Here is an 18,143-nt window from a genome sequence, read left to right as displayed (position 1 = left end):
ATGATTTGAATGGCACACCGCTATCGCGAGCAGGCTCACTCCTACAGGGGGTTACGCGGTTGGTTTGGGATCGGGTTTCGCCAGCAGGGTGTAAACGCACGGCAGGACGAACAGCGTAAACAACGTGCCAATCGACATCCCCGTGGCAATCACCATACCGATATCAAAACGGCTCACCGCCCCCGCCCCCGTTGCCAGAATCAACGGCACCATGCCAAACACCATCGCCGCCGTGGTCATCAGCACCGGTCGCAAGCGAATCGCCGCCGCTTCCTCAACGGCTTCACGCGCCGTCAGGCCCTTGTCCTTGCGCAACTGGTTAGCGAACTCGACGATCAGGATCCCGTGCTTGCTGATCAGACCGATCAGCGTCACCAGCCCGACTTGGGTGTAGATGTTCATGCTCGACCAGCCAAGGAACAACGGAATCAGCGCCCCGCAGATCGACAACGGTACCGTTACCAGAATCACCAGCGGATCGCGGAAGCTCTCGAACTGCGCCGCCAGCACCAGAAAGATAATCGCCAGCGCCAGCGCGAAGGTTACCCACAACGCGCTGCCTTCCTGCACAAACTGGCGTGAGGCGCCGCCGTAGTCGAAAGCAAACCCGGCCGGTGCTTCTTCGCGGGCAATCTGCAATACGGTGTCGATGGCTTCGCCCATGCTGACCAACGGGAAACCGGAAATCTTCGCGGCGTTAAGTTGCTGGAACTGATTGAGCTGGCGCGGTCGTGCGCGGTCGCTGACCTTGATCAGCGTCGACAGCGGCAATAACTCGCCCTGAGTGTTTTTCACGTAGTAGTTGTTCAGCCAGTCCGGGTTATCGCGATAGGGGCGCTCGACCTGGGCAATGACCTTGTAGCTGCGCCCATCAATGGTGAAACGGTTGATTTCCGCCTCGCCCAGCAGCGTTGCCAGTGTGCTGCCCAGATCGAGCATCGACACGCCCATCTGCGCCGCTTTGGCGCGGTCGATATCGACCACCACCTCGGGTTTGTCGAACGCCAGATCAAGATCGACGAAGGCGAACTTGCCCGACTCCATCGCGCGTTTCTTGATCCGGTCAGCCACTTGCAGCAGCAGTTCATAGTCGTTGGCGGTGTTGACCACGAACTCGAACGGCAAGCCTTCACCGGTGCCGGGCAGGGAGGGCAGGTTGAAGCCGAAAATCTGCAGGCCCGGTATGCCCTCCAGTTTGCCTTGCACCTCCGGGAGAATCTGCATTTGCGTGCGACTGCGCTCGTTCCACGGCTTGAGCAGGAAACCACCGATGCCTGCCTGCACGCCGTTGTAGCCGTTGATCTGGAACGAGGAGTAGTACTCCGGGAATTCCTTGAAGATCTTGATGAATTCGTCGGTGTAGGTGCTCAGGTAATCAAGGTTGGTCGGCTGCGGCGCAGTGGCCATCATGAAAATGATGCCCTGATCTTCATCCGGGGCCAGTTCCGATTTGGTGAACTTGAGGAACACCGGGATCAGGCACAACACGATCACCGCGAATACCAGCACCACCGGCCGCGTGTTCAGCGTGCCGTGGAGCATGCTCTGATAGCGGCGCTTGAGACCTTCGAAAATGCGGTCGAGGCGGTGCGCGAGGCCGCTGGGGTTTTCCTCGTGACGCAGCAAAAACGCGCACATCATCGGCGACAGGGTCAGGGCGACGATCCCGGAGATCACTACCGCGCCAGCCAGGGTCAGGGCAAACTCCTTGAACAACGCCCCGGTCAGCCCGGTGAGGAACCCGATCGGCGCATACACCGCCGCCAGGGTGATGGTCATCGACACCACCGGCATGGCGATTTCCCGTGCGCCTTCCAGCGCCGCATCAAACGGCGTCTTGCCTTCCTCGATGTGCCGGTGGATGTTCTCCACCACGACAATCGCATCGTCCACCACCAGACCGATGGCCAGCACCATTGCCAGCAGCGTCAGCAGATTCATCGAGTAGCCCATCATCTGCATGAAAAACATCACGCCGATCATCGACAGCGGAATGGTCACCACCGGGATCACCACCGAACGCAATGCGCCGAGGAACAGGAACACCACAACGATGACGATCAGCACCGCTTCGAACAGGGTTTTCACCACTTCGTCGATGGACGCCTGGATAAACAGCGTGGCGTCGTAGGCGATTTCGCTTTTCAGGTTCGGCGGTAGCTGTGCTTCCAGCTCGGGCATCAGCTTGCGCACTTCCTTGATCACATCCAGCGGGTTGGCGCCGGGGGTGGCCTTGATGCCGATGTACACCGACGGCGTGCCGCCAAACGAGCTGATCGAGTCGTAGTTTTCCGCGCCCATTTCCACCCGCGCGACATCGCTGAGCAGCACGCGGCTGTCGCCACTGACCTTGAGCGGAATCGCCGCAAAGGCCTCAGCGGATTTCAGTTCGGTGTTGGCGTTGATGCTGGTGACCACGTATTCGCCTTTCACTTCGCCGGCAGCGGAGAGGAAGTTGTACTGGCGCACCGCATTGGTCACGTCGGCGGCGCTGAGGCCGAAACCGGCGAGTTTTACCGGGTCGAGCCAGAGGCGCATGGCGAACACCTGATTGCCGAGAATCTCCGCTTCGGCCATGCCCGGCAGCGTTGCCAGTTTTGGCTGGATCACCCGTGACAGGTAATCGGTGATCTGCGGGTTGCTCAAATCCTTGCTGAAGAAGCTGATGTACATCAGTGCCGAGGCATCGGCCGATTCCTTGCTCAGCACCGGGTCTTCGGCGTCCTGCGGCAACTTGTTTTTCACCTCGTTGGCCTTGGCCAGCAACTCGGTGAACAAACGGTCGGTGTTCGAGCCGATGCGTGCGTAGATCGAGATCACCGAGAAGTTCTGCCGGCTGACCGAGGTCATGTAGTCGATGCCCTCGGCGCTGGCCAGACTCTGCTGCATCGGCTGGGTGATGTAACCCTGAATGGTTTCGGCGTTGGCCCCGGGGTAAGCGGTGGTCACCGTGATCAGGGCGTTTTCCATTTGCGGGTATTGGCGCAGCGGCAACTTGCTCCAGGCCTGAAAACCAAGCAACACAATCAACAGGCTGACCACAGTGGCGAGCACCGGGCGGCGGATGAACGGATCAGTAAAAGCCATGGGGATTCCTTGATCAGTCGGCGCGAGGCGGACTGTTCTGCTCGCCGAGGGTCTTGTCGTCGCTGATGGCAATGTGGGCGCCGTTGTCCAGTTTGATCTGGCCGGCCGTCACCACTTGTTCGCCGTTCTGCACGCCCTTGTTGATCATCACCAGGCCATCGCGGCGTTCACCGGTTTCGATGAAGCGGCGTTCGGCGATCAGCACCGGTTGGCCCTTGTCATCCTTTTCGAGGCTGCCATCTTCGGCTTTCTTCTGCCCGACCACGTAGACCGAGTTGCCGTAGAGGGTGTAGGTGATCGCGCTTTCCGGCACGACGATATGTTTCTGCGGGTCGGGCAGCAGCACTTCAAGGCTGGTGAACATGCCCGGCAGCAGTTTGCCGTCGGGGTTGGCCAGGGTGGCGCGGATCAGAATGTTGCGCGTAGTGCTTTCGACGATCGGGTTGATCGCGCTGATCTTGCCGGCGAAGTTTTGCCCGGGGTAAGCGGAGACCGAGATTTGCACCGGTTGACCGATGGCCAGTTTCGGCACCGATTGCTCGGGCAGATAGAAGTCGGCGTAGAGACTGCTCAGGTCCTGCAGCGTGGCGATTTTGCTGCCGCTGGCGAGGTAGTCGCCGACGTCGACCTGGCGGATGCCGATGGTGCCGCTGAACGGCGCGAGGATGCGTTTTTTCGCCAGCGAGGCGTTGAGCTGATTGACCGTGGCCTTGTTCTTTTGCAGAACGGCGGAGAGGCGGTCGTACTCGCCTTTGGAGATCGCGCGGCTGTCGACCAGTTGCGCGCCACGGCCGAAGTCCAGTTGCGCCAGACCCAGGTCGGCTTTGGCGGTTTCCAGCAGGGCGGTCTCGACGGCGCTGTCGAGTTGCAGCAATGGTTGCCCGGCCTTGACCTTCTGTCCGGATTCGAACTTGAGTTCGGTGACGGTGCCGGCGACTTCCAGGCTCAGCTCGACACCTTGCAGCGCCTTGAGTGTGCCGACGGTAGGCAGGCGCAGCTGCCACGGTTGCTCGCTGGCGTTGGCCACGGCGACGCTGATCGGCGGTTTCGGCTTGGAGAAGCCCTGGATCATCGTGTAGATCGAAAAGGCTTTGTACCCGCCCAGCACCAGGACGATCAACAAAACAACACCCAACATGATCAGCATGCGGCGACGCAGCATATTTCCAGTTCCTTGGATAAATCAGGTGAGACAGGCGGGCACATTACTCCGAGTGGAGGGGGGATTCCAACTGGCAGTTCTTACAGGGGGGCGCAAAAAGATTGCAGCCTGCGGCAGCTCCTACAGGGGAGTGCATTCCAATGTAGGAGCTGCCGCAGGCTGCGATCTTTTAAGGCTGTTTTACGCCATCAAGTGAAGATGGTTGTCCCAGAGCCCCGCCGGCAATTCCAGCGGCTTGGCCAACAGCTCATCCTGACGGCAATCGTAGTACCGGCAACGTCCTTGCCCAGAGGTCACGACAAAACCATCCTTCACCGCACCGACACCCGCGCAATCGGGCAACGGCGCATCGAGGCGCACCTCGCCACTGTCCAGATCCCAGATAAAGAAGCGATTGCCACGCGGCGCTGTCAGCGCGACCAGCCGCAGATCACTGTGCACCGCGACGCTGGCGGTGTAATGCCCCATCGACTGCAACTGATGCTCCGGCACCGGGAAGGCCACGAACGGCTGCCCCGGACGCTTGATCGCCAACAGTTCCGAGCGCTCATGCGACGCGCCCATGAATTGCTGACCGGCAACGATGGTGCCATCGCTGGCGATGCCCAGATGGCGCACGCTGTTCATCTGCTGGGCGAGGGTTTCCTTGCTCAGCAGGGTGCCATCGCGCTGCATCAGCACCAGACTTGGCTCCATGGCGTTGAGGTTCATGTCGACGCGGCTTTCCGCCTCGGTACGAATCCCGCCGTTGGCCACCACCAGCGTCTCGCCGTCAGGCATCCACGACACCTGATGCGGGCCGAGGCCGTGGGTGGAAATCTCACCGCTGTGCACCAGCCGCTCGCCTTCGAACTTGTACACGCCGAGCAAACCACGGCCGGGATCGGTGGTGTCGTTCTCGGTGGCGTACAGGTATTCACCGTCCTTGTGCACCACGGCGTGGCCGTAGAAATGCCGGTTCGGCTGTGAGGTCACCGTCTGCAGCAACTTACCGTCGCGCAGGTCGATCAGGTAGCTTTCGGTGCCCGGGCGACGTGCGACAAATAGCGCGATTGGCTGCGTCGGGTGATTGATGATGTCGTGGCAACGCTGGCCGACCTCGGTGGCGAACACCCGGGTGCCGTCCAGCCGATAGCCGACGGCGTAGTGCTTGCCGTCGGTGTCGTCGCGCGCCGACAGCAACAGCGGGCTCTGATCCTTGCGTTTGAACAGCGTCCAGCCGCCCAGCGTCACTGCTCCCAGCAGTGCACTACCTAAAGTCAGAACCTGACGTCGCAGCATGGCACTTGCCCTCATCAGTCACCGTCGTTGGCGTTGAAGCCCAGTTGGATGCCCAGCGCCTTGGCCAGTTCGCCTTCGTGCAGGCGATGGACGACGTTGAGGCTGTCGTAGATGTCGTTGAGTTGCTGACGACCGGCGTCGTCTTCAAGCATTTCGCCGAGCGAACGCTGGGTGCTGTCGAACAGTTTCAGCGACGCGGCATAAGCGGCGTCGATTTTGTCGGCCAATGGCTTTTGCTCAGATGGCAACAGACCGCGCAGACCTTTGTTGTCGACGCCTTCCCACACGGTTTTGGCGGCGGCGAGGCTGGCTTCCAGCGCGGTCAGGGACGACTGGCTGCGCCATGCATCGGCCTGGAACGGCTGTGGCACGCCCTTGCTCTGGCGGCCCATTGGCGTGCCGAGTTTTTTCTTCAGGGTGTCCAGTGCGGTGACCTGCACACGCAGCAGATCAGCGATCGCTTCGTGGGAGTCGGCGTAACGCTGGTTGGGGAACTTGGTCATCTGCGCGAGCATGCCGTCGGTGTTGTTCCAGTTCTGCAGAATCTCTTCGGCCAGTTGCTTCTGGCGCTCGCCGATGGCGATCAGCAGTGGGCAGTACTTGGCTTTCTGCTCGGCGTTGGCCACGTCAGGCTTGGCGTCGAACAGGATGTATTCGTAGGCCGACAGACCTTGCACGACCACACTGGATTTGGCCAAAGCGGCGGCATCGATCTGCGGCTGGGCGACCACCAGTTGCTCGACCTGACGGCCGACGAGGTTCTTCTTGTCCGGCCAGAACTGCACCTGCCACGAACGGTTGCCCTCGGCCAGCGGGCCGATCAGCAGCGGTTGCAGCTCGGCCCAGGCTTTCTGTGCGTGGAGGAAGTCGGCGCGGGCGGTTTCCAGGGTTTCTTTGCCCTGGCAGTAGGCGAGGGCACTGACCGCCAGTTGCTTGTCGGCCTCGACCCAGCGGGTGTAGGTCGGCAGGATCACCGATTTGGCGATGGCCGCCGAGGTGACCGCTTGCGGATCCTGCGGTGAGCAGGCGCCGAGGGCGAGCGCGGCAAGGCTGGTGAACAGTAGCTTGGGACGGAACATGTCGGGCTCCCGATTCTTTATCAGTGTTTAAAGTGAGTTCAAAAACGCCAGCAACGCAGCGCGCTGCTCGGCATTGAAAGACAAAACCTGTTGCTGCGCGGCTTGCGCTTCGCCGCCGTGCCAGAGCACCGCTTCGAGCAGATTGCGCGCACGGCCATCGTGCAAAAACTGGGTGTGACCGCTGACCGCTTGCGTCAGGCCAAGCCCCCACAACGGCGGCGTGCGCCAGTCGCGGCCGGAGGCCTGGAATTCCGTGCGGTTGTCGGCCAGACCGTCGCCCATGTCATGCAGCAGCAGATCGCTGTACGGGCGAATCACCTGATTGGCCAGTTCAGGTTCGGCCGCGTTGGCGGCGGTGGTGTATTTCGGCGTGTGGCAGGAATCGCAGCCGGCCTGGAAAAACAGGTTCTTGCCGGCCAGCACTTCTGCATCGTTGATGCCACGGCGTGCAGGCACGGCGAGGTTGCGGCTATAGAACAACACCAGACGCAGGATGTTGTCGCTGACTTCCGGCTCGCCGTCCGGGCCATTGCCGTTCGGCGCCTGTTTACAGGCAGTTTGCGCGTCGGTGCAGTCATCGAAGGGACGCAGGCTGGTCGTGAGGCCCATATCACCAGAAAACGCATGAACATTTTGTTGATTGAGGTTCGGTTGTCCGGCTTTCCAGCCGAATCTGCCCATGACGGTTTTCTGCAAGGCGTCATCCCAAACTTGATTGGGGCGGCCATTGATACCGTTTTTGTCTTTTGCCTGTGCGGCGGCATTGGCGAGGATGGCTTCTTCGGGGATCGCTTCGAGCAGGCCCAGACCAATCATCGGCGGCGCGACGCGGGCGGAAAAACGCGTGTCCGGGTGCATCGGGCCGTAGCCGAGCTGGGTGATCTGCAAGACCGGTTTGCGTAGTTCGATTTCGGTGCCGTCCTTGAAACGAATCGGCACTGGCGTGTAATCGACGCGGACTTTGCCTTCCGGTACGACACCGGGCACCGCCATGTCCTGGAACTGGCCGCCGTACACCGGCTCCGGCACCACGCCGACCTGCTCGATAACTTTGGCGAATTCCGGCGTGTTGGGAATCGACAGGCGCACGAGCATTGACACCGCGTTAGGCGCATCCGGTGGCGGCGGATGACCGCGACCGTCCTTGATATGGCAGCCCTGACAGGCATTGGTATTGAACAGTGGCCCGAGACCATCGCGGGCGGTGGTGGTCGACGGCGCGATCACCCACGGGCTGCGGAAGAAGCTGTTACCCACGCTGAAATCCACCCGCCGCGACGGCGGCAGGTTGGCCGACGGCAGGGAGAATGCATTCTGATCGGTCTTGCGCACGGTCGCTGCACCGCCCGAACGTGCTTCGCCAGGCTCGGCCTTGGTGAAACGCGGGGCGTCATCGCAGGCACTCAGGCCCAGGGCCAGCAACAGTGCGGACAAGCGAAGAGGCAGCGAGGGCATCAGACATCCTGCGGACGGGCAAAAATAAAGGCGCAAAGTCTAACAGGGCGAGGGGGTTTGAATAAGAGGAATTATCGTTTGCTTGATATGGCGCAAATCTGAAGAGCAATGCAAAACCCCTGTAGGAGCTGCCGAAGGCTGCGATCTTTTGATCTGTCTTTTTTAGAAGCAAAGTCAAAAGATCGCAGCCTTCGGCAGCTCCTACAGTGGGCCGTATAGGGCATGCATGAAAAAGGCGACCCGAAGGTCGCCTTTTTTTGAATCGAACGCAGTGATCAGAACTCGTGATCAGCGTTGTCCGGGTTCAGGTCGCTGATGCCCAGTTTGCCGGCCGCGGCTTCTATCGAACCGGTCTGCTTGACCAAGGACGCGATGGCGTCGCGAACAATCTGGTTGCCTGCGGTGTTGCCGGCAGCGATCAGTTGATCGTAGTGCTCACCCTTGTTGGCGTGATCAACCATGACCTGGATCTTGGCTTCGGTGGCCGCCAGATCGGCTTTCAGTGCGGTGTCGGCAGCCGGATCAGCCTTGGCCACCAGCGACGACAGGCTGGCGCCGGTCATTTTGGTGCCGTCAACACGGGTGTACTCGCCCAGGTAAACGTTACGAATGCCTTTGGCATCGTAGAAGTGCGAGTTGTGCGTGTTGTCGCTGAAGCAGTCCTGCTCGTCTTCAGGGGAGTTGGCTTCCAGGGAAACCTTCATGCGCTCGCCGGCCAGTTCGCCCAACGACAGGCTGCCCATGCCGAAGAGCATTTTGCGCAGACCGGTTTCGCCCGGCTCGGCTTCCAGGGTGGCGCGATAGTTGTCAGCCACGTTCGGCTTCCAGTTGCCGACCATTTCTTCCAGGTCGCTGACCAGCAGTTGGGTCACGGACTTCAGGTAGGCCCGACGACGCTCGTTGTGACCGCCGGTAGCGCCGGCGCCTTCCAGGTAGTCGGAGGCAGGACGGTTGCCAGCGCCAGGGCCGGTGCCGTTCAGATCCTGGCCCCAGAGCAGGAATTCGATGGCGTGGTAGCCGGTGGCGACGTTGGCTTCGGAACCGCCCAGCTCGTTGAGGCTGGCGAGTTTTTCCGGGGTGATGTCTTTGACGTCGACCTTGTCTTCGCCGACCTGAACTTCGGTGTTGGCGATGATGTTGGCGGTGGCACCCGGGTTACCCAGTGCGTGCTCGTAGGATTTGTCGACGTAGTCGATCAGACCTTCGTCCAGCGGCCAGGCGTTAACCTGACCTTCCCAATCGTCGATGATGGTGTTGCCGAAGCGGAACACTTCACTCTGCAGGTACGGAACGCGCGCGGCGACCCAGGCAGCCTTGGCGGCTTTCAGGGTGTCGGCGTTCGGCTTGGCGAGGAAGGCATCGACGGCGGTCTGCAGGGTTTTCGCGGTGGATTCGGCATCGCTGTAAACGGCGAAGACCATGTCGGCGTAGTGCGCGACCACAGCCTTGGCGGCGGCTTCGTCGACTTTACCGGCAGCGGCAGGCGCAGCCACTGGAGCGGTGGTGCTGGCGGCTGGCGTCGGTGCGGCCGGAGCGGCAGCCTTGTCTTTGCCTTCGCCGCATCCGGCGAGGGAAATAGCGATGGCCAGCAGACTGGCGGTAGCCAGAGGCATACGAATCATGGCGAACATCCTGCTTCGATAGTTGAGTGGACTCGCGCTGGGGGTGCGCAAAACTGCGACATAATGCAAATCTTTCGCATTATGTGTAAAGGGTTGTGGCTGGAAATATTTCTTATTTACGTCGGTGTGATGGCACCGATCAAAAGATCGCAGCCTCGTTGCACTCGACAGCTCCTACAGGGGAATGCGATTCATGTAGGAGCTGCCGCAGGCTGCGATCTTTTGACCTTCTAGAGAATGGCCGCGTTAGTGCGTTGCGCTTGCTTGAGATAGGCGCCCAGCTCGCGGGCCGGCAGCGGCTTGCTGTAGTGGTAGCCCTGACCTTCGTGGCAGCCTTCGGAAATGATGTAGCTTTCCTGCTCGGCGGTTTCCACGCCCTCGGCAATCACCTGCATGCCGAGGCTCTTGCCCAGTTGAATGATTGCGCGAACGATGGTCGCATCGTCGTCGTCATCAAGCAGATCCTGAACGAAGCTCTTGTCGATCTTGATCTTGTCCAGCGGCAGGCTTTTCAGATAACTCAGCGATGAATAGCCGGTGCCGAAGTCGTCGATGGCAATCAACGCGCCGGAACGGCGCAGGCTCAGCAAGTGTTGCGCGGCGGTGCTGATGTCTTCCATCAGCCCGGTTTCGGTGACTTCCAGCTCCAGGCTGCGCGGTGGCAGACGGTACATCTGCAGCAGGTTATTGACCACGCGCGGCAGCTCGGCGTGGTGCAGTTGCACGGTAGACAGGTTGACCGCCATGCGCAGGTCGGCGAAACCCTGATCGTGCCATTCGCGCAATTGCTTGCAGGCCTGATCGAGCACCCATTCGCCGATAGCTATGATCGTGCCGTTCTGCTCAGCCAGCGGAATGAACAAGTCCGGCGGCACCAGACCGTGTTCCGGGTGCTGCCAGCGAATCAGCGCTTCGACGCCGACCACGCGATGATCGCGATAGCTGATCTGTGGCTGATAGACGAGATAGAACTGATCGCGCAGCAAGGCATCGCGCAGGTCTTTTTCCAGCTCGCGACGGCGACGCATCTCGCTGTCGACGCTGGCGATGTAGAACTGATAGCGGTTGCGCGAGCGGGTCTTGGCCAGTGTCATGGTCTGCTCGGCCTTCTGCAACAGCTTCTCGGTGCTGTCGCCGTCCTCCGGGAACAGAGTGATGCCGATGGTCGCGCGCAGGCGGATTTCCTGATGGTCGAGGGCAAACGCCGCTTCCAGGTCATCGAGGATGCTTTGCGCCAGTTCAGCCGCTTCATAAGGCTGTTCGATGTCGGCCTGTACCAGGGCGAACTGATCGCCACCCAGGCGGGCGAGGGCGCCTAAGCGGCCACTGTGGGCACGCAAGCGATCGGCGAGAGCCAGCAACAATTGGTCGCCGGTCTGGTAGCTGAACTGCTCGTTGATGCCTTTGAAATCATCCAGCCCCACGCACAACACCGCGACCCGCCGTTGCAGCTTGCCGGCGTCGACCAGAATCTTGTCCAGTTGCTGCTGCAATTGCTGGCGATTCGGCAGGCCGGTGAGGAAGTCGTACTGGGCCATGCGCAGCAGGCTGTTTTCCGCTTCGTGGCGCAGGTGAGTGTTGCGTTCGATTGACTCGAGTAACTGGTTGGCGGTGCTGATCCAGATGCCCAGTTCGTTTTTTTCGTGGCCCTTGAGCTGCGGAATCTTGTGCTCGCTGGGGCGATCCGGATTGATCTCGGTGAGGTGCTCGATGATCCGCGACAGCGGCTTGGTCAGCAGCCAGTGATAGACCAGATACAGCACAAGGCCCATGGCCAGTGCGCGCAGAACCCCGGAAATAAAGATGATCACCGAGCTGACGATAAACCCTTCGCCATAAGTGGCGGTGTCGAGGGTGATACTCAAATCGCCGTAATACTCGCTGTACGGCCCACGCCCCACCAGTTGCGTGGTGAAGGTGCGTTCCTGGCCGAGGATCAGGTCGGTCAGCCAGCGGCTGTTGGACTGCTGCAGGTCGCGGGATTTCTGCGCGAGCATGGCTTCGTTGGGATGGCCGATGGAGGCCTGACGCACGGCATCGTCCTGGAACAGGCCTTCGATCACCTGCATGCCCATCTCCCGATCGAGGCTATATACCGCCTGGGTCGAGGGGTCGCGGAACATGTCGAGGATGCGTTCGGCGTCGCCAGCAACCGCCTGACGGGTTTTGTAAGCATCGAAAACAATCTGCGCGCAGCTCAAGACTACGCCGACGATCAATGCCGACAGGAGCACGACCCGGAGCAACTTCACCGACAAGCTGTTCTTGAGTTCCAGCTTCAAAGGGTTATTCCTTGTTCCGTGCGGGTAGCGTCAAGTTGCCATGAGTATTGGCAATCCCGTGTTGGCAGTCAAAGGGACAATCAGACCGGGGTTGATTTGCCCGTGGTCTCGCCCGAAATGCTGCGTTTTGGAGTATTAGCCCTATTTGTACTGTGTCGGTAGTTTCGGCTCTCAACTTGAGTGGTTCGCAGCATTTTTTCCTCTTTTTGATGTTAGCCCGCTGTGGCATGGCGGCAAGCAGCGGCAGACAGCTTTCATTGTGAGAGAAACGCTATTTAAATGCGGGCAAAAAAAACCCGGCCGAAGCCGGGTTTTTTGACTGGCGCGCAGCTTAAGCGGTGAAGGTTTTGCCTTCGAACTGCTCAGCAACGAACTTCCAGTTGACCAGGTTCCAGAACGCTTCGACATACTTCGGACGAACGTTGCGGTAGTCGATGTAGTAAGCGTGTTCCCAGACGTCGCAGGTCAGCAGCGGGGTGTCGCCGCTGGTCAGCGGGTTGCCGGCGCCGATGGTGCTGGCCAGGGCCAGAGAACCGTCAGCCTTTTTCACCAGCCAGCCCCAGCCGGAACCGAAGGTGCCGATCGAGGTTTTGCTGAACTCTTCCTTGAACTTGTCGAACGAACCGAAAGCAGCGTTGATGGCTTCAGCCAGAGCGCCGGTTGGTTGACCGCCGGCGTTTGGCGCCAGGCAGTTCCAGTAGAAAGTGTGGTTCCAGACCTGAGCGGCGTTGTTGAAGATACCGCCCGAGGAAGTCTTGACGATTTCTTCCAGGGTCTTGCCTTCGAACTCGGTGCCTGGCACCAGGTTGTTCAGGTTCACGACATAGGTGTTGTGGTGCTTGTCGTGGTGGTATTCCAGGGTTTCCTTGGAAATGTGCGGCTGCAGGGCATCGTGTGCGTAAGGCAGCGGCGGCAATTCGAAAGCCATGATGATTCTCCTAATCAGGTCTGTTGCGGTGAGCGCAAGGCCGATCACGGGCGGCCAGAAATGCACCGGCGAGTTTTTACTCTTTGCGGCGCAGGGTTTCGATCATAGCACCGGGGTTGCGGCATAACCACGCAACAACTGTGTGGGATAGAGGTTCCAGAGCTGTTTGGAATAAATCAGCTCGCGAAAATTAATTGCCCGGCTACCGTGAACATCATCAACGCCACCACCAGATCAAGGATCCGCCAGGTACTTGGCCGTGCCAGCCACGGCGCCAGCCATGCCGCACCCAGCGCAAGCGTGAAAAACCACAACAGCGAAGCACTCGCAGCACCAACCACATAAGCCCCCGGTACCGATTGCTGCGCGCCGAGAGAGCCGATCAGCAGCACCGTATCCAGATAAACGTGCGGGTTGAGCAGCGTCACTGCCAACGCACTGAGCATCACTGCGCGCAGCGAACGCACGGTCTGATTCTCGCCTTGACCCATGCTTTGTTTCGAACAGGCCCGGCGCAGCGCCTGGCTGCCGTACCAGATCAGAAACGTCGCGCCGCCCCAACGGGCAATCGCCAGCAGCGTCGGGTTCTGCGCCAGAATCGTCGCCAGCCCGAATACCCCCGCCGCCACCAGCAGCGCATCGCAGACCACGCACAATGCCGCCACCGGCAGATGATGTTCACGCCGCAGGCTTTGCGCCAATACAAAGGCGTTCTGCGTGCCGATCGCCATGATCAGTCCGAACGCCACCAGCAGGCCGTTCACATAGCTTTGCCACATAACAATTACTCCGCGTTGGCTGCGAGATCGCGCAGCACTTGCATGGCGCGTTCGGCGTCGGCCTGACCGACGAACAAATGGTCGTGGTAATAGCCGGCAATCACGTTGCAACTGATCCCGGCCTTGCCCAATGCCGTGGCGAAGGCGGCAGTGAGGCCAACGGCTTCCAGTGCCGAATGCACGTTGAGGGTGATCCACGCGGCGACATAGTCGAAGCTCAAACCAGCCTGTTCGGCGTGGGAACGTTCAAGAATCACCGTCAAACCTTCCTGTTCGCGGAAGCTGCCGACAATCTCCAGACCGCTTGGAAGCATTCCGTCGCGCAGGGTGCAGAACACGTATTCGCCGGCGTTGAGTTGCGGGCTCATGCTGCGCAACAGGGTTGTGAGTGAAGTTTCGCCAGCCATGAGAGTGATCCTTGAGAAAGAGTGCTTGCTGGCTATTCTCCGGGCGAAACCTGTATAAGAAAAACCAATAGTGCTGATCGCTCATTAGGAAAACTGATGTTCGACTACAAATTGCTTTCTGCTCTGGCCGCCGTGGTCGAGCAGGCCGGATTCGAACGGGCCGCGCAGGTGCTCGGCTTGTCGCAATCGGCGATCTCGCAGCGGATCAAATTGCTTGAAGCGCGGGTCGGCCAGCCGGTGTTGATTCGCGGCACGCCACCGTCGCCGACCGAGATTGGCCGGCGCCTGCTCAACCATGTGCAGCAGGTGCGTTTGCTTGAGCGCGACCTGCAAACCCTAGTGCCCGCGCTGGACGAGGAGGGTTTGCCGGAACGTTTGCGCATCGCCCTTAATGCCGACAGCCTCGCCACATGGTGGGCCGAAGCGGTAGGCGACTTCTGTGCCGAACAACATTTACTGCTCGATCTGATTGTCGAAGACCAGACCGTCGGCCTCAAACGCATGCGCGCCGGTGAAGTGGCCGCGTGCCTTTGCGCCAGTGAGCGTCCGGTTGCGGGCGCGCGCAGCGTGTTGCTGGGGGCGATGCGTTATCGCGCGCTGGCCAGCCCGGCGTTTATCGAACGGCATTTCCCTGATGGCGTACGCGCCGAACAATTGCCGCGCACCCCAGCATTGGTGTTCGGCCCGGACGATTTTCTTCAGCATCGCTATCTCGCCTCACTCGGTGTCGATGGCGGATTCGAGCATCATTTGTGCCCGTCCTCGGAAGGTTTTATCCGCCTGACCGAAGCGGGACTCGGCTGGGGGCTGGTGCCGGAACTGCAAGTGCGCGATCAACTGCAACGCGGCGTGTTGCGCGAACTGTTGCCAGATAAACCGATCGACGTGCCGTTGTACTGGCATCATTGGCGCAATGGCGGTCAGCTTCTAGGCTTGCTGACCGAGCAATTGGTGCGTTCATCGGCGCAATGGCTGGTGCCCTGGAAGCAGCCATGAGCGTCAAGCTGCAAGCGGCAAGTTCAGCGCTGCGCACCGTTTTAAACTTGCAGCTCGAAGCTTGAAGCTCGCAGCTGGTTTCATTGGAGTTTTGCATGAAAATTTTGGTCACCGGCGCAAGCGGCTTCATTGGCGGACGCTTTGCGCGTTTCGCTTTGGAGCAGGGCCTGGACGTGCGGGTCAACGGTCGCCGGGCCGAGAGCGTTGAACATCTGGTGCGCCGGGGTGCCGAGTTTGTCCCCGGCGATCTGACCGATCCCGACCTGGTCCGCGAGTTGTGTTCCGACGTCGAGGCGGTGGTGCATTGCGCTGGCGCCGTCGGACTGTGGGGCCGCTATCAGGACTTCCACCAGGGCAACGTGCAGGTCACCGAAAACGTTGTCGAAGCCTGTCTCAAACAGCGCGTCCGGCGTTTGGTGCATTTGTCTTCGCCATCGATCTATTTCGATGGTCGCGATCATTTCAACCTGACCGAAGAGCAAGTGCCCAAGCGGTTCAAGCATCACTACGCCGCGACCAAGTACCTGGCTGAGCAAAAGGTCTTCGGTGCCCAGGAATTCGGCCTGGAAACCATCGCCCTGCGCCCGCGTTTCGTTACCGGCGCCGGCGACATGAGCATCTTCCCGCGTCTGCTCAATATGCAGCGCAAGGGCCGGCTGGCGATCATCGGCAATGGCCTGAACAAAGTCGACTTCACCAGTGTGCAGAATCTCAACGAAGCGATGCTCAGCAGCTTGCTGGCCGCCGGCTCCGCACTGGGCAAGGCCTACAACATCAGCAACGGCGCGCCGGTGCCGCTGTGGGATGTGGTCAATTACGTGATGCGCAAAATGGAAGTGCCGCAGGTCACCAAGTACCGTTCGTATGGTCTGGCCTACAGCGTCGCGGCGCTCAACGAGGGCGCTTGCAAACTCTGGCCGGGGCGCCCGGAGCCAACCCTGTCGCGCCTGGGCATGCAGGTGATGAAAAAAAATTTCACCCTCGACATCAGCCGCGCCCGGCATTATCTCGACTACGATCCGAAAGTCAGCCTGTGGTCGGCGCTGGATGAGTTCTGTGCGTGGTGGAAAGCTCAGGACATCCGTTGAAACGATTCGGCCGGGCGGCAATGAACCGTGTCGCCGCTTGGGGGTCAATCCCTGCGGCTGCGGCGGTTATACTTCGCAGCATTTAGCCATCACCGCGTTTCACAAAGGTTGCCTCAATGTCCATGCGTAATGATGCCCACGACGATTTCGATGATGTCCCGAGCCTGCGTGCCGACAACTTCGACGACGATGACATTCCGACCACCGCCCGCACCTCTGTGCACTCGCGTACGCCGCCCGTGGTCAAGGTCAAGGCGGCCAGCACCGGCCCGTTGTGGGCCTTGGTCGGCGCATTGTTTTTCGCCTTCATTGGCCTCGCCTGGTGGAGCTTCCAGCAGATTTCGCTGATGGAGCAGCAACTGGTCGCGACCCAGGAAAGCTTCGCGCGGATCAGCGAAGAAGCCGCCGGGCGCTTGCAGGACATTTCCGGCAAGGTCGTCGCTAGTCAGTCCAACGTCACGAGTGACAGCGAGGCTTTGAAGCTGCAAATCAAACAGCTCGAAGGCAAGCTGCTCGATCAGAGCAAACAGCAGCAAGGCGTAGCGGGGCAGGCCAGCGATCTGGACAAACGCTTGGCACAGATGACCGCGCAGACCACCGAACAGCAGAACGCCAACACCCAGTTGCAGGCACAGGTCAAAGCCTTGAGCGCTGAGCTGGCGACCGTGAAAAGCACACCGGCCGACACCAGCAAGGTCGACACGCAGTTGAAGGCCTTTGATGCCCAGTTCAAAAGCCTCGGCGCCGATATCGCGGCACTGAAGAAACAGGGCAACCCGAGCGCGGCGATCGATCGTCTTGAGCAGGAAATCGTCGTCCTCAAAAGCGAACAGGACAACCGCCCGGCGGCACCGCAGGGTGGCGGCAATACCGCCGAGTTCGACGCCTTCCGTGCGCAGATGACCCGCAACATCAACACCCTTCAGGCGCAGATTCAGAATTTGCAGCAGCAGATCAATTCCCGCCCATAAGCTTTGTTGATCAGTGCAGGGGATTCTGTAATCCCCTGCATCATTCTGAATACTCGTACATCACCCCAAGCCGTCTACGCTCTTGAAACACCAACAAGAACGAGGGATGCGCTATGGGGTTTTTGCATAAAGTGGCCTGGCTCGGCGTGATGTTACTGGCCGGTTTCGGCCAGGTCAGCGCCGCCACTACCGCCAAGGATGACAGTCAGGCCGCCATCGCCTTGCTGGAAAAAGCCCTGGCCTACTACCACGACAACGGCGACAAGGCGTTTGCCGCGTTCAGCCGCCAGGGCGAGTTCGTCGACAAGGATCGCTACGTGTTCGTCGTCGATACCAAGGGCGTGATGCTCGCCAGCGGCGGGCCTTCATCAGCGTTGATCGGTCGTGACGTCAGTGAGGTGCTCGGCCCGGATCTGCAGAAAACCTTCAAGGATGCGTTGAAAGTGCCGGAAGGCAACGGCATCCAGCAGGCCGAATACCGTTGGCAGAACTGGGCCGATGGCAAGGTCGAGCGCAAGCACGTGTATTACCAGCGCATCGGCCAGCGAATTCTGGCAGTGGGTTACTACTTGCCGCGAGCCTCGGCCGAACAGGCCAAGGCGTTGCTGGACAAAGCGGCGACTGATTTGGGCAAAGACGAGAAGGGCACGCTGACGGCGATCAACTCGCTCAAGGGTGGCTACTTGCAGGACGACTTGTATGTGTTTGTGGTCGATCTGGACACCCAGCGCTACGTCGCCCACGGCACCAATCTGCGCTTGATCAACACCGACTTCGGCAAGATCAAGGATCCGGATGGCAAACCGGTAGGCGAGCCGATTCTGGCGCTGATCGGCAAGCAGGATGAAGGCGAGTATGAATACCGCTGGAAAAACCCGGTGACCGGCAAGGTCGAGGACAAACATGCTTACCTGAAGAAGGCCGGGCATTTCCTTGTGGCCGTGGGTTACTACAGCCCTTGAAGATCAAAAGATCGCAGCCTTCGGCAGCTCCTACAGGGGTTATG

At 60.1% G+C, this 18,143-nt stretch carries 14 protein-coding genes; 4 read left to right on the top strand and 10 right to left on the bottom strand.

Annotated features, from left to right (window positions below; genetic code table 11):
* Nucleotides 1–51: 51 nt before the first annotated feature.
* The 10 genes from ACW9IR_RS23740 to ACW9IR_RS23695 form a co-directional block, all read right to left on the bottom strand.
* The gene (locus ACW9IR_RS23740) at nucleotides 52–3,087 is read right to left on the bottom strand and encodes a multidrug efflux RND transporter permease subunit (protein ID WP_102901051.1); all 3,036 of its coding nucleotides are present in this window, start codon (nucleotides 3,085–3,087) and stop codon (nucleotides 52–54) included.
* 13 nt (nucleotides 3,088–3,100) lie between these two features.
* Nucleotides 3,101–4,249 (bottom strand): efflux RND transporter periplasmic adaptor subunit, encoded by a 1,149-nt coding sequence (locus ACW9IR_RS23735; protein WP_102901052.1) that lies wholly within the window; start codon nucleotides 4,247–4,249, stop codon nucleotides 3,101–3,103.
* Nucleotides 4,250–4,429: 180 nt separating this feature from the next.
* Nucleotides 4,430–5,530, bottom strand: a complete 1,101-nt coding sequence (locus ACW9IR_RS23730) for a DUF1513 domain-containing protein (RefSeq protein ID WP_095191953.1) — start codon at nucleotides 5,528–5,530, stop codon at nucleotides 4,430–4,432.
* A gap of 14 nt (nucleotides 5,531–5,544) precedes the next feature.
* The gene (locus tag ACW9IR_RS23725) at nucleotides 5,545–6,609 is read right to left on the bottom strand and encodes an imelysin family protein (protein WP_212621165.1); all 1,065 of its coding nucleotides are present in this window, start codon (nucleotides 6,607–6,609) and stop codon (nucleotides 5,545–5,547) included.
* Between the two features lie 27 nt (nucleotides 6,610–6,636).
* Nucleotides 6,637–8,064 (bottom strand): di-heme oxidoreductase family protein, encoded by a 1,428-nt coding sequence (locus tag ACW9IR_RS23720; RefSeq protein ID WP_457465249.1) that lies wholly within the window; start codon nucleotides 8,062–8,064, stop codon nucleotides 6,637–6,639.
* Between the two features lie 275 nt (nucleotides 8,065–8,339).
* Nucleotides 8,340–9,686 (bottom strand): imelysin family protein, encoded by a 1,347-nt coding sequence (locus tag ACW9IR_RS23715; RefSeq protein WP_457465248.1) that lies wholly within the window; start codon nucleotides 9,684–9,686, stop codon nucleotides 8,340–8,342.
* Nucleotides 9,687–9,916: 230 nt separating this feature from the next.
* Nucleotides 9,917–11,968 carry a putative bifunctional diguanylate cyclase/phosphodiesterase gene (locus tag ACW9IR_RS23710; RefSeq protein WP_102901059.1) on the bottom strand — a complete coding sequence of 684 codons (2,052 nt, stop codon included), beginning with the start codon at nucleotides 11,966–11,968 and terminating at the stop codon, nucleotides 9,917–9,919.
* Nucleotides 11,969–12,299: 331 nt separating this feature from the next.
* The gene (locus tag ACW9IR_RS23705; protein ID WP_007918933.1) at nucleotides 12,300–12,896 is read right to left on the bottom strand and encodes a superoxide dismutase; all 597 of its coding nucleotides are present in this window, start codon (nucleotides 12,894–12,896) and stop codon (nucleotides 12,300–12,302) included.
* Between the two features lie 176 nt (nucleotides 12,897–13,072).
* The gene (locus ACW9IR_RS23700; protein WP_150794580.1) at nucleotides 13,073–13,675 is read right to left on the bottom strand and encodes a LysE/ArgO family amino acid transporter; all 603 of its coding nucleotides are present in this window, start codon (nucleotides 13,673–13,675) and stop codon (nucleotides 13,073–13,075) included.
* Between the two features lie 5 nt (nucleotides 13,676–13,680).
* The gene (locus tag ACW9IR_RS23695; RefSeq protein WP_457465247.1) at nucleotides 13,681–14,082 is read right to left on the bottom strand and encodes an ACT domain-containing protein; all 402 of its coding nucleotides are present in this window, start codon (nucleotides 14,080–14,082) and stop codon (nucleotides 13,681–13,683) included.
* 96 nt (nucleotides 14,083–14,178) lie between these two features.
* Between ACW9IR_RS23695 and ACW9IR_RS23690 the strand changes: the two genes are divergently transcribed.
* The 4 genes from ACW9IR_RS23690 to ACW9IR_RS23675 all read left to right on the top strand — a co-directional run bounded on the left by ACW9IR_RS23690 (nucleotide 14,179) and on the right by ACW9IR_RS23675 (nucleotide 18,099).
* Nucleotides 14,179–15,078, top strand: coding sequence for a LysR family transcriptional regulator ArgP (locus tag ACW9IR_RS23690; protein WP_150706927.1), 900 nt, complete (start codon nucleotides 14,179–14,181; stop codon nucleotides 15,076–15,078).
* Between the two features lie 95 nt (nucleotides 15,079–15,173).
* On the top strand, nucleotides 15,174–16,166 hold the full coding sequence (locus ACW9IR_RS23685) for an NAD-dependent epimerase/dehydratase family protein (RefSeq protein WP_457465246.1): 993 nt from the start codon (nucleotides 15,174–15,176) through the stop codon (nucleotides 16,164–16,166).
* 116 nt (nucleotides 16,167–16,282) lie between these two features.
* Nucleotides 16,283–17,137 (top strand): ATPase, encoded by an 855-nt coding sequence (locus ACW9IR_RS23680; protein WP_102901066.1) that lies wholly within the window; start codon nucleotides 16,283–16,285, stop codon nucleotides 17,135–17,137.
* A gap of 113 nt (nucleotides 17,138–17,250) precedes the next feature.
* Nucleotides 17,251–18,099, top strand: a complete 849-nt coding sequence (locus tag ACW9IR_RS23675; RefSeq protein ID WP_102901068.1) for a cache domain-containing protein — start codon at nucleotides 17,251–17,253, stop codon at nucleotides 18,097–18,099.
* Nucleotides 18,100–18,143: the final 44 nt, after the last annotated feature.

The sequence above is a fragment of the Pseudomonas sp. SDT291_1_S447 genome (assembly GCF_054070155.1).
This window is presented reverse-complemented; position numbering and strand designations above follow the sequence as displayed.